General features: G+C 32.8%; 10 protein-coding genes. 2 read left to right on the forward strand and 8 right to left on the reverse strand.

The features are described 5' to 3' along the window. Positions 1–64 precede the first annotated feature (64 nt). Positions 65–841 carry an alpha/beta fold hydrolase gene (locus EG814_RS00900; protein WP_125717975.1) on the forward strand — a complete coding sequence of 259 codons (777 nt, stop codon included), beginning with the start codon at positions 65–67 and terminating at the stop codon, positions 839–841. 85 nt (positions 842–926) lie between these two features. On the opposite strand, the gene EG814_RS00905 is transcribed toward EG814_RS00900, so the two are convergent. Further along, positions 927–1,301 (reverse strand): hypothetical protein, encoded by a 375-nt coding sequence (locus tag EG814_RS00905; RefSeq protein WP_095928390.1) that lies wholly within the window; start codon positions 1,299–1,301, stop codon positions 927–929. A 25-nt stretch (positions 1,302–1,326) separates the two neighbouring features. Then, positions 1,327–1,647, reverse strand: a complete 321-nt coding sequence (locus EG814_RS00910) for a roadblock/LC7 domain-containing protein (protein ID WP_125717977.1) — start codon at positions 1,645–1,647, stop codon at positions 1,327–1,329. 288 nt (positions 1,648–1,935) lie between these two features. On the opposite strand from EG814_RS00910, the gene EG814_RS20925 reads away from it, so the two are divergent. Then, positions 1,936–2,079, forward strand: a complete 144-nt coding sequence (locus tag EG814_RS20925) for a hypothetical protein (RefSeq protein ID WP_164515253.1) — start codon at positions 1,936–1,938, stop codon at positions 2,077–2,079. Between the two features lie 458 nt (positions 2,080–2,537). Here EG814_RS20925 and EG814_RS00915 read toward each other — a convergent pair whose 3' ends face one another. From EG814_RS00915 to EG814_RS00940, 6 genes are all read right to left on the reverse strand, one after another. Beyond that, complete coding sequence (locus tag EG814_RS00915) at positions 2,538–5,300, reverse strand: PD-(D/E)XK nuclease family protein (RefSeq protein WP_125717979.1); 2,763 nt, start codon at positions 5,298–5,300, stop codon at positions 2,538–2,540. 62 nt (positions 5,301–5,362) lie between these two features. Beyond that, a complete protein-coding gene (locus tag EG814_RS00920) occupies positions 5,363–6,844 on the reverse strand; it encodes an OmpA family protein (protein ID WP_125717981.1) in 1,482 nt (493 codons plus the stop codon). A 113-nt stretch (positions 6,845–6,957) separates the two neighbouring features. Beyond that, the gene (kbl, locus tag EG814_RS00925; RefSeq protein WP_125717983.1) at positions 6,958–8,151 is read right to left on the reverse strand and encodes a glycine C-acetyltransferase; all 1,194 of its coding nucleotides are present in this window, start codon (positions 8,149–8,151) and stop codon (positions 6,958–6,960) included. Between the two features lie 82 nt (positions 8,152–8,233). Then, positions 8,234–11,392 carry a UvrD-helicase domain-containing protein gene (locus tag EG814_RS00930; RefSeq protein WP_125717985.1) on the reverse strand — a complete coding sequence of 1,053 codons (3,159 nt, stop codon included), beginning with the start codon at positions 11,390–11,392 and terminating at the stop codon, positions 8,234–8,236. A 142-nt stretch (positions 11,393–11,534) separates the two neighbouring features. After that, a complete protein-coding gene (locus tag EG814_RS00935; protein WP_125717987.1) occupies positions 11,535–12,131 on the reverse strand; it encodes a lipoprotein signal peptidase in 597 nt (198 codons plus the stop codon). Positions 12,132–12,250: 119 nt separating this feature from the next. After that, positions 12,251–12,466: a hypothetical protein gene (locus EG814_RS00940; RefSeq protein ID WP_125717989.1), complete on the reverse strand. Its 216-nt coding sequence runs from the start codon at positions 12,464–12,466 to the stop codon at positions 12,251–12,253. Positions 12,467–12,644 lie beyond the last annotated feature (178 nt).

Here is a 12,644-nt window from a genome sequence, read left to right on the forward strand (position 1 = left end):
ACTTATATCACTTATATGGTTTAATCAATTATTACCTTTGTGTTTTACCTTTTAAAACATTATTTTGAAAAATATTCTATACAAAAACACTAAAATCTCTTTTACAGATTCTGGAGAAGGAAATGCAATTGTTTTACTTCATGGCTTTTTGGAAAACAAAAAAATGTGGACAGAATACGTCTCACTTTTATCTGATAAACATCGAGTTATTACGATCGATTTATTAGGACATGGCGAATCGGATTGTCTGGGCTACGTTCATTCTATGGAAGATAATGCGGGAGCAGTAAACGAAGTTTTAAAACATTTAGAAATAGAAAAAGCAATAGTTCACGGGCATTCAATGGGGGGGTATGTAGGTTTAGCTTTCGCCGAATTATATCCAGAGAAAATTCAAAAATTAGTTCTACAAAATTCTACTTCAAAAGAAGATAACGAAGAAAAAAAACTAAATAGAACTCGCGCCATCAAAGCCGTAAAACAAAACTATGTGAGTTTTGTAAGTTTGGCAATTGCGAATTTATTCAGCGAAAACAATAGAACGCGCTTAGCAGAAGAAATCGAGAAAGTAAAATCGGAAGCTTTAAAAACACCTTTACAGGGAATCGTTGCTTCTTTGGAAGGAATGAAAATCAGAAAAGATAGAGAATGGCTTTTGAAAGAAAATAGATTTCCTATTTTATTGATATTAGGAAAAAAAGATCCCGTATTAAACTACGAAGAAAGTCTTTCTCAAGTTGAAAACACAACTGCAGAATTGGTTTCTTTTAAGGACGGGCATATGAGTCAAATTGAAAACAAAGAAGCTCTAAAAACCGTTTTGCAAGAGTTTTTTCAATAAAAACTGATCGCATTTAAATCGAAAAAGGCCATTTCTAACTTAGAGTTGAAACAGCCTTTTTCTCATTCTTGGGGGCAAAATATCATTATAACTTTGATGTAATATCTTTTTTGTATTTCGATAAAGTCGCTCTTGTTAAGCCAAGATTTGCTTTAGTAGAATCTACTGCTAAGTAGATAAAATATCTTCCATCTTCAGAAACATCGATAATATGAATCTGATCTGTCAGTGTAATTAAAATGTCATTGATTTTCTGATTTAATCCTAAAGCTCTAAGTGCGTTTAATTTAGCTTTTACAACTTCTAAGTTATATGCTGAAGCTAATTCTGGATCAAAATCAGATTTTACTGTTAATGAGCAATAAGACATTCCTGTTTCAACTTCTGTAACTGAAACAGCAATAAATCCGTTAACATTTTCTTTTAAATCGTTTTGAAAGTTTTGTAAAAAATCTGACATGTTATTAAAATATTTGGTTTTTAAATTAGTTGTTAAAAATAGAATCCATCTTTCTTAGCAATAGACCCATTTTACTTAAATCTTTAGATAGCAACGCGACACAATTATCATCTTGATTCTTGCTTGCTACAACAATTCCGTCGTTATTCTTAATCATTACTTGTTTGAGATCTCCATTGTTAACGTCTTCAGACATTTCAAGGCACATCTTTAAGATCATTCCGATCATTGCTGCAACATTTCCGTCGTATTCTAAATTAACAGACTCGTTTAAGATCCCATCAATATTAAAACTTAGTCCAGACTCTGCGCCAGTCTCTTCTACTAGTGTTTGTAAATCAATCATATTCTTTTATTTGTCATGTTTTTGGAGCGCCAAAGATATTTCAATATTAACAATTGCGCGATAAACACTTGTTAAAAAAAGATGTAATATAACGTACTGAGTCACTTTTGTTTATCATTTAATTAATCCTATTTTTTTGCAAAAAATCTGCAAAAAAAATTAACATAAAAAGCAAATAATATCAAAAACATAACATTTTACTTAACATAACTTATTTCTAAAATTAACATTTGCAGATTGTTGGGTTTGACAAAACTTTTTCTATAGCTTTGCAAAAAATTTTAACAAATGAAAACTGTTGACGAATTACGCTTTGACCTAAATGTAAAACTGGAAAAATTTAGAAGATTTCGTATTGAGAACGGAAACATTAATACTACAGCTTCTGGAGATAAATCTAAGAAAGGTTTCTTCAAAAAAATATTTAGCTAAAAGCACCTAAAATTTGCCGAACTTATCAGATGACATTCCTGAAAAAGTTCGGCTTTTTTATTGATTACCTGCAATTTAACATTATTCAAGTTCTTTACAATGTAGTAAATCAAAGTACTTTCCTGTAATTATAGCCAAATAATCAAGAAGTCCTTTCCTTTGAAGTTTTCTGTAATTAACGAACTATTTCTTCAATCATTTTGGCGACAAAAAAGGTTCATCCAGCATAACAAGTTTTGATTTGCAAAAGCATTAATTCAAATTGAAAAATATCTTAATTCTTAAAAGAACAGATATTTATTTTTTAATTTGAAAGGCTTTTGAAGAAGATCATCATCACAAAACGAGCAGTTTTTGTTTATCGACAGATAACTGAATACCTCAAAACAGCACTTTTTTTGATATGAACTGTTTTTCATAAAAACTGAACTAAATAATTCCAAACAAGCAAAAGAGACTTAAATTTTCTCTTCAAATGGAATAGTAACATCAAAAATTTCTCTTAGTAAATTGGCTATTTCTTCTAAGTAAGAATTCAATATTTCAGTTGTCACTACAACATTCAAATCTTTCTCTTCCTTAAAACCAAAAGGCAAGAATCCAGACTTTAAATTTTTGAATGAAATAATACCAACTTCTATCGGAAGGTTTCCAGCTTCTTTTTCAAACATAAAAGCATACGCCAAAACCTGAATGATTTTATCGTTTTTAAGCTCTTGTGTCAATCCATTCCAAGATTTCAATATTACATTCGCTTTATCAACCTTTCCCGTTTTATAATCGATAATTCGAATTTTACCGTCTCTACGTTCAATACGATCGACATTACCTTTAATCAAAACAGGAAATGGCAATTTTGGGTGAATAAACTCTCGTTCAAATGTTTGCTCTAAAGCAATAATCTGAATTGCTTCATTATTTCTTACCGACTCCAATTCCATCCTTAGAAAATTAGAAACGTTCCGTTTTGCCACTTCAAAAGCTAAAAGATTTCTACCTTTTTTTATTTCACCTTCTTTGTAAACCAATTTAAACTGTTTAAGAACTTCATCGTCAAGTAGTTTAAAACAATTCAAAAGATCATTTTCAGAAATAAATTTCCCTATAAAAGGTTCGTAAAGAGCTTTCAAAGTTTCGTGAATAATTGTTCCCAAAGTATTCAAAGCAATATTCTCTTCCACTTCTTCCACTTCACGAATTCTCAATATCTTTTGAAAATAAAACTCAATTGGGTTTCGAATATAACTAGTCAATGCAGATGGTGAAAAACCACTGACGGCAATTTCTTTCAAGCGATCCATTACCATTTCAGATTTTGGCACAACAATGGGCAAATAAGCAGTATTTGGAAGCTCCGGATTATAAATATCAAAAGTAATATTATGTTGTGATTTCTTTTCGACTTCAAGCTGTGTAATGAAACGGCTTCTTTCTCCAGCATCTAATCCATCATTTTCAGTGTTATAAATCAAATAAATATTTTTAGCCCTTTGCAACAAATGATAAAAATGATAGGTATAAATGGCATCTTTTTCCTTGAAAGTTGGAAGCCCAAGCTCTTTTTTTACATCATAAGGAATAAAAGAATTCTGCGATTTTCCTGCCGGAAATTTTCCTTCATTCATAGAAGTTATAACAACGGTCTCAAAATCCAAAACACGACTTTCCAAGACTCCCATTATTTGTAGTCCACGCAATGGTTCACCTTCAAATGAGACTTCGGCTAAATCTATAATTTGCTTGTAAATCGAATGAAGCGTATCGATATTATCAATATGATCGTGCTTCGAATAGTAATTAATAAGCTTATTAATCACTTTAAAAACACCGTAAACAAAAGCTTTAGCAATCTTTTCTTCTTCATTATCATTGCTAAAATGTTCTTTAATAGCAATTAATAAGTCAGAAATATTTTTTAAAACCGCAACAGAACCTCTCTCCCATTTTTCAAATAATAAACTAAAGAAACTCGAAGGCTCAGGATGAAGTTCTAAAATTTTCTGATGTGTAATAAAAGTATAATTATTTTCTTTTATAATTTTCACCAATCTTTGTGTGTTTGCATAAGGCTCCACCAAAGGATGCGTTAAAACATCCAACACATCTTTATAATAGAATACATAACTACCTCCTTTTCGAGAAAGGGCATTGGTGTGCATTTTAAACAATTTGGCAACAAATATTTGAGACGGATTATTTTTTCCAGAATATCCCATTGTAATATTTAAAGCCCCAACAGAAGAAGGAAGGGAATATAAAACAGGCACTAGCAGATTTTCCTCGCCAAGTACTACTGCAACTTTATCTAAAGAAGCATTTGGATTTTGATCAATCAATTTTTCAATAATACTTCCCGCTATTTTTGCCTGCCCAATCGTTTTTGGGGTTCCTATAATTTGAATATTTTTTGACTGTGAAAAATCATCTACAATCCATTCAAAAACATTTGACTTATAATGTTTCCAGCCTTCTTTAAAACGTCTCAAAAAAAGCCCCGCATCATGATAAGGATCATTTAGAAAAGCTTGATCGGCATCCCAATAAATTTTGGCTTGGTCCAAAGCAAGTAAATGCTGTACTATTTTTTCTTCTGCTGCATTCAACGCATTGAATCCTGCAAAAATAAAAGTATGATTTCCAATTGTATTCGAAAAATGATTAAGATTATTAACCGCTTCTCTGTAAATAAGCCCCTGATATCCAATTGACTTAAACAGCAAATGATTATATAACGACTCATAATACAAAGGAAGTAATTTCCAGAAGTCAATATAATTTTCTAGAAGTTTCGTTTTTTGATCTACTTCAAGCCCCCATCTTTTTATGTCTTCAATATCTTTTAGGTAAGATAAAACATGCGAAGGATCTAAAAGATATCTATCGATTTCATTGAAGTCTTGCAACAACGTTTTAGCCCAATTTGCGAACAGTTCAAAAGATTGCTGATGTTTTTTTTCGGTAATAGATAAATAAACTTCATAAAACTCAAATAAAAGCTCGATAGAATCAACCGACCGTATTGATGCCACGTTTTGAACAAAATCTTCTATACTAGTAATTTCGGGCGCAATAATCGTTTTTGAGGTCTCTTTTTTAAGAGCTTCAATTAAGAAAACTTTTGCCCTTTTATTTGGAAGTATTATTGTTATTTCAGAAAGTTTCTCTGCATAATCCCGAATTACGACAGAGGCAATTTTTTGAAGAAAAGAAGTATTTACCATAGGATAAAAATAAAAAAAGCCATTCAATTAAGAATGGCTTTTAGTATTTATTTAGAAACTAATTATAGTTTACCTTGGTATTTAGAACCAATGTGTCTAATTTCAGTTCTTCTATTTTGAGCTTTACCTGCAGCAGTTTTGTTACTTGCAACTGGCTGGCTAGCACCAAATCCTTTAGACTCTAAGTTCTCTGGGTTAACACCTCTTTGAACTAATGCATCCATTACAGCTTTAGCTCTGTCCTCAGAAAGTTTTTGGTTGATTTTAGCAGAACCTGTACTATCTGTGTGTCCTTCAATAGAGAATTTCGCGTTTGGATAGTTTTTAAGGATTTCTTTAATAGCATCTAATCTAGCTTGAGTTTCTTTGTCTCCAGATTTGAAAGTAGCTTTTCCAGAGTTAAAGTATACCGCTCTAGCTTGAACTTTAAGATCTTCTAACGCCTCAGAAGTTACTTCTGGACATCCTCTGTTACTAGCAGGACCTGCAACTGTAGGACAGTCGTCATCTTTGTCAGCAACACCATCTTTGTCTGCGTCTAAGAATGGACATCCACCATTTTCTTTAGGACCAGCAACTGTAGGACATTTGTCATCTTTATCAGCGATTCCGTCACCGTCAGTATCAGGACAACCTTTTAAAGCAGCTAAACCAGCAACATCTGGACAAGCATCATCTTTATCAGCAATTCCGTCTCCGTCAGTATCAGGACATCCGTTTAATGCAGCTAAACCAAATACATCTGGACAAGCATCAGAAGCATCAACGATTCCGTCTCCGTCAGTATCAGGACATCCGTTGAATTGTTTTAAACCTGCAACATCTGGACAAGCATCATCTTTGTCATAGATTCCATCTCCGTCAGTATCTTTACCTCCGAATTTGAAAATCAAACCTGCAGTATGTTGGAAATGAGAAGGAGTATCAATTTCTCCATTGTAGTCATTTCTTCCAGGATTATCTCCTGAACCTGCAGCTACAGCCCATTTATATCTTGTAGCAAGCTCAAGACCAATAGCATCTGTAAACCAGAAAGTAATTCCAGCTCCTGGATTCACAGTTCCAAAACTATCATCACCTAGGAAAGTATAACCTCCACCAACAGATAACGAAGGATCAATTACTTTAGATTTGATTAATTCTTGGAAGCTATACTTGATAGTAGCATCAATTCCGTAGTACATTAAGTCACCAGGGTTAGTTACTACGTTACCTCTTCCGTCGTGCCCTGGAGCAGTTGGTCTGAAGTATACAGCTTTATCAATTTTGTTTACAGATCCTTGTAATCCAACAGAGAAACCGCTACCTACGTATCTGTTTACTCCAATGTAAGATAAAGAAGGAAGAATATTCCAGTTATCTTTTACTGCAAATGGCTGAGAGAAGTGCTGATCAAAAAATCCACTTCCTGAACCTGAACTTGTTCTAGTATCCACAGCATTAACCCCGAAAGAGATCGCCCATGGATTGTTACTGTCTTGCGCGTGAGCATTTAAACCCATCGCCATCAATACAGCAACTAAAAGTTTGTTAAGATGTTTCATACTTAATTTTTTTAATTACAATTTAGTTAATTACAAGCAAAAGTAACACCAAATTTTTTAAATACAAAATGAAATGTTAAAAAAAACCTACAAAAATTTGACCAAAGTGGTAATTATATAACTTTTAACATTTTACCGACAACTGTGAAGGCATTTATAGCTTTGTCCAAGTGCTCTTTTTCGTGCGCTGCAGACAGCTGAACACGTATTCTGGCCTTATCTTTTGGCACTACGGGAAAGAAGAATCCAATAACATAAATCCCTTCTTTTAACAGTTCGTTTGCCATAGTCTGAGATAGTTTTGCATCGTATAACATTACGGGAACAATTGCAGAATCGCCGTCTATTATATCAAATCCAGCTTTCTTCATACCTTCTTTAAAATAGTTGGTATTCCACTCCAATTTATCACGCAAAGCAGTGTCATTTTCTAATAATTCAAAAACTTTTATGGAAGCTCCTACAATTGCAGGTGCTAAAGAATTTGAAAACAGATACGGCCTAGATCTTTGACGCAGTAGCTCAATTATCTCCTTTTTGGCAGTAGTATATCCTCCCATTGCGCCACCTAAGGCTTTGCCAAGAGTTCCGGTAATGATATCCACTCTTCCCATCACTCCTTTTGCTTCAAGAGTTCCTTTGCCTGTAGCTCCAATAAAACCAGCCGCATGGCACTCATCAACCATAACCATAGCATCATACTTATCAGCTAGATCACAAATTTTATCTAGAGGTGCAACAAGACCATCCATAGAAAAGACTCCGTCTGTAACAATTAGTTTAAATCGAGCACCAGATTCATTTGCTTTAATTAACTGTTGCTCCAAATCTTCCATATTGTTATTTTCATAACGGTAGCGTGCCGCTTTACACAAACGAACTCCGTCAATAATAGAAGCGTGATTTAAACTATCCGAAATAATTGCATCATTTTCTCCTAACAAAGGTTCAAAAACTCCTCCATTGGCATCAAAAGCGGCAGCGTATAAAATAGTATCTTCTGTACCATAAAAATCTGCTATTTTTTTCTCTAATTTTTTATGAATATCTTGTGTTCCGCATATAAAGCGGACAGAAGACATTCCAAAACCATGTGTATCCATTGCATCTTTTGCTGCCTGCACTACTTCTGGGTGTGAAGAAAGTCCCAAATAGTTATTAGCACAAAAATTCAATACTGTCTCTCCTGTCGAAATTTTAATTTCTGCACCTTGTGGAGAAGTGATAATACGCTCCCTCTTAAAAATCCCATTTTCTTCGATTGTCTGCAGCTCGCTTTGCAGATGTTCTTTTATTTTACCGTACATTTTTTATTTATTTAAAACGTTAAAAATTAACAACTTAACCATAATAAAGCTTCGTTTTTTCTTTAACATCTGATTAATTTTTTCACAAATTTACCACTTCTATTTCTGTTCCAATATATACCAGAGCTTTTTTCAAAACTGTATATCCCAAATCTTCAATTGCATCTTGATACTCCTGAATTTGCTGCTGATATTTAGCATTAACAGCACCCGTTTTATAATCCAATAAGTAAGCTTCTTTACTTTCTAAAAACACGACTCGATCTGGCTTCAGAATTCTTCCTTCTTTTTGAACAATAGTTTGTTCATTTAAAATAGTATGTTTTCCATCAAAACAAACATTAAGTTCGGGATGATTTACAATTTCATTTAAAGTTTGCTGCACTTTATCGAGCTGGTCATAAGTTATCAGACCATTCTCAATAGATTTCGTCACCGCTAAATGAACATCTGACTTATCTTTAACAAAAGCCAAAATCTCATGAACAATATTTCCATATGAAATAGCCTCTTGTTGATGCGTCCCCCACATCAAAGCTTCACGCTGGGCTATTTTAATGTTTTTTGGATTTAAAACTTCCCTAACAATCGGAATCGATTTAACTGTGTCAACTGTTTTTGTCGCTTTTGAGAGTCTGTTTTTATTTCCAAATTCGTAATTCAATTTTTCTTCGTCGTAAACTCCTTGATCGATTAAATATTTAATAAAAAAAGAAGCCATATTATTTGGATATCCGCCCTCATTTTTAGGCTTTAATGATTGCGAAATCACATATAATTGTTCTTCAGCGCGAGTTAGAGCAACGTACAATACATTAATATTATCTAAAAGCTCTTCTTGTTTTTTCAGATTAAAAACTGCCGATGCACTTTCACCAAAACTTTCAACCGCGCTGCTATTATCAACTAAAGCTTTTGGAACCCCCAAATCTATTTCGTCTGTATCTAACCACAATTTATCTTTTGGCTTCCGATTATAATCTTCATCTGCAAAAGGCATAATTACAACTGGAAATTCCAATCCTTTTGATTTATGAATGGTCATAATTCGAACCGCATTATTTCCTTCTGGAGACGGAATACTAAATTTTTCCGAATTTTTATCCCAAAAAACTAAAAAATCTGCCACTCCCGATTGATTCCGAATGTCCCTTTCTAAAACTATATCTAGAAAAAACTGAATATAAGCATTCCCTTCAAAAGGCAGAATAAATCTAGAAATAATAATTTCAACCGCCTCATACAAAGATTTTTTTCGAACATCTTCAAAAGAAAACAAAACATCAAAAGTTAACAGCCATTCTTCAAACTCTTTTTCAAACCTGTGATTCATTCCCATTGCAATAAAATCGTGAACAGGCATTTCCAAATCTTTATTGGAAGCCAAAAAATGCAAAAAGTTGGCTTTTGATTCTAAATCAGCATTATTATTTAAATATCGGAGAAGATGAATAATCAAACGAACTTCTGATGCATTTTGAATCATCAAAGTTTCTGAAGAAAGTAAAGGAATTCCTTGTTCTGTCAAATAATTTGCCACTGCAATTCCTTGATCTCTTTTCCTAGTCAAGATTACAATGTCTTTATATTCAAAACCTTGCTTAAGTACTTCGTGAATTGTATCTAAAGTTGCCAAAACATACAAATCCGACTTTTCGATAATCTCTTCTTCATCTGCAGATTCATTTTTATCAGCTATAGGAAGAAAAGAAATATTGACATAACCGCCTTTTTTAGAATTTGCGTTTTGAAAACTATGATTTTCATACAAATCTTTATAATCTTCATTTGAAAATTCGCTAGAAATCAACTTAAAAAAAGCATTATTAAATTCAATTACTTCACTATAACTTCGATAATTGGTATTCAGATGTCTTATCTGTTTATCGGGGTTATTAAAAGGGTTTACATCTTTACTCAACTCAATAAACTGTTCTGCTTTACCTCCGCGCCAGCGATAAATAGACTGTTTCGGATCTCCAACAATCATCAGAGTTCCTTTATTTCCTAAATCATCTAAACCAGAAAGCGAGTTATCAATCAGCGGAATAAGATTTTGCCATTGCATTTCTGATGTATCTTGAAATTCATCAATAAAGAAATTTCTATAACGCTCTCCTAAACGCTCGTAAATAAATGGCGCCGGCTGATTCTGAATTTCGCGATGAATAATGGCATTGAATTCTGATATGGACAAAACATTCTGTTCTGACTGAATTTTCGCCAATTCGTTACTTACCGTGTTCAACAAAGAAAGCGGTGTTATATTTTTTAAGAAAGCTTTATAAAAATCTCTTTTTTCAAAGTTTTGGTAAACCTCTTTTAAGATTTGAAGCAAGTCTGGGATAATATTTTCAATTAATGCTCGATCTTTTGCCGTTTTATTAATCGCAATATCATCAAACTCATGAAAGGTTTTATTTTTCGGATTGAATTTTCCATCTCGAATACTTTGTAAATGATTTGGAAAAGTTCCTCTAGAGAATGATTTCGGGTCAATGCCGTTTTTATCAATCAAATCGATTGCTTTAGTTGCAAGACCTTCGTTAACTTCTTCCAGTTCTTTGCAAAGCGCCTGCATTTTCTTTTTGATCTCAACAAACTCTTCGATTGTTTTGTTTTGAAAATGAAGAATTTCATTTCGATTATTTTCATTCAAAACCAATCTACCAGTATCGAGAATTTCTCGCGAAACATCCCAACTTTTATCATCATCGGTTTTTTCCATTGTAAAATCGATGAGCAATTTGGTCAATGTTTCATCTTCTCCCGCTTGAGCAATAATCGCATCAACCGCTTCGACCAATAAATTCTCAGTATCTAAAGTAACTTCAAAAGTCATCGGAAGATTAAGATCGTGCGCAAAAGCACGAATTACTTTATGGGTAAATTTGTCAATGGTAGAAATATCAAAAGCTGCATAATTATGAATTAAGTGCTTAATGATTTGTTGCGATTTGGTTTTAATTTTAATGATTGAAAGTCCAGTTTCTCGTGACAAATCTTCCATTAAATCGGCTGCTTTTGAAGATGGATCGTCTTTTGCAAATTCAGACAAGTTTCCAACAATACGGCTTTTCATTTCATGAACCGCTTTGTTGGTAAAAGTAATCGCTAGAATATTTCGGTATGCATCGTTTTTTGGAGAAGAAAGAATAATCTTTAAATATTCTTTTACCAAAGTATACGTCTTTCCTGATCCCGCAGAAGCATCATAAATAGAAAAAGACGGACTTTGCATAATTTTGATTTTTTATATCGTAAAAATAAGATAATAAAAAATTAAATCCCAATAATTAAAAATTCCAAATTCCAATATCTACAGCAAGGAGCATTATAGATATTGGAATTTGGAATTTTATCTATTTGGAATTTTAAATATTTTAGTGTTTTGGAAAAGCTCTTTTGTTGAAAACCAAAAGTATACCTACACCTGTAGAAATTGCCACATCGGCTACATTAAAAATAGCATTAAAGAAAGCAAAATGTTTTCCTCCAAATATCGGCAACCAAGATGGAAGCTCACCTTCCCAAATAGGAAAATAAAACATATCTACTACCAGACCATGAAACCAAGTTCCGTATGGAGCTGGAGAGAAAATAGTTGCCAAGTTATGTGTACTGTCATCAAAAATAACTCCGTAAAAAACAGAATCTATAATATTTCCTGCTGCGCCTGCAAAGATTAATGCAATAGCTACTATTAAATAAGTTGAATGACGTTTTTTTACAGAATCAGAAAGCCACCAGCCAATTCCGACAACAGCAAAAATTCTGAATACTGTCAAAATTAATTTTCCGTATTCTCCAGGTATTTTTGTTCCCCAAGCCATTCCTTCATTTTCAATAAAATGAATTCTAAACCAATCGGCAATTACAAATTCTTCACCAAGAACGAAATTTGTTTTGACATAGATTTTAGAAAGCTGATCAACAATTAAAACTAAGAATATAAGGAAATACGCTTTTCGTAATGACATTTTATGATTTTTTGATGGGCAAAAATAACAATTAAATCAAAAAAAACGCTCCTAAAGGAGCGTTAATTCTTTTGTAACAAACTAAACAAGTTTAACTGCTAATCTAAACCATGTAAAGTTTACTTTTTAACGGCAGCTTTTGCTGGCGTTTTCGGACTGTCGGAAAAGAATTCTGAGATCGACTTAAAGATTCCCTTGTTTTCTTTCCCTGCTGCTAATTTCTTAGCTTCTCCTTTTTTTACATCAGCTTTAAACTTAACACGCAGTTTTTCAAACTCTTTCATTCTACGCTCTACATCAGAGTTTATCTCTTTAAATTTCAACACTTTAGCCATAATGTAAGTTTTTTATAGTAAATAATTTAAATTATTACTGATTTGGTACTACAATGATACATAATTTAATTTATATTTGTTAATAAAAATTAACACTTGTTTAGCACAAGTTCAATAATTTTGTAAAAACAATACCAAAACAAACTGAATTTAACATTCCCCCAAAAATCCTACAAAT

The sequence above is a fragment of the Flavobacterium ustbae genome, assembly GCF_003946915.1.
GTDB lineage: Bacteria > Bacteroidota > Bacteroidia > Flavobacteriales > Flavobacteriaceae > Flavobacterium > Flavobacterium ustbae.

Bases quoted from the DNA above. Each gene is read 5' to 3' on its own strand.
- EG814_RS00905 (WP_095928390.1), bottom strand. From the start codon at position 1,301: ATGTCAGATTTTTTACAAAACTTTCAAAACGATTTAAAAGAAAATGTT.
- EG814_RS00910 (WP_125717977.1), bottom strand. From the start codon at position 1,647: ATGATTGATTTACAAACACTAGTAGAAGAGACTGGCGCAGAGTCTGGA.
- EG814_RS20925 (WP_164515253.1), top strand. From the start codon at position 1,936: ATGAAAACTGTTGACGAATTACGCTTTGACCTAAATGTAAAACTGGAA.
- EG814_RS00915 (WP_125717979.1), bottom strand. From the start codon at position 5,300: ATGGTAAATACTTCTTTTCTTCAAAAAATTGCCTCTGTCGTAATTCGG.
- EG814_RS00920 (WP_125717981.1), bottom strand. From the start codon at position 6,844: ATGAAACATCTTAACAAACTTTTAGTTGCTGTATTGATGGCGATGGGT.
- kbl (WP_125717983.1), bottom strand. From the start codon at position 8,151: ATGTACGGTAAAATAAAAGAACATCTGCAAAGCGAGCTGCAGACAATC.
- EG814_RS00930 (WP_125717985.1), bottom strand. From the start codon at position 11,392: ATGCAAAGTCCGTCTTTTTCTATTTATGATGCTTCTGCGGGATCAGGA.
- EG814_RS00935 (WP_125717987.1), bottom strand. From the start codon at position 12,131: ATGTCATTACGAAAAGCGTATTTCCTTATATTCTTAGTTTTAATTGTT.
- EG814_RS00940 (WP_125717989.1), bottom strand. From the start codon at position 12,466: ATGGCTAAAGTGTTGAAATTTAAAGAGATAAACTCTGATGTAGAGCGT.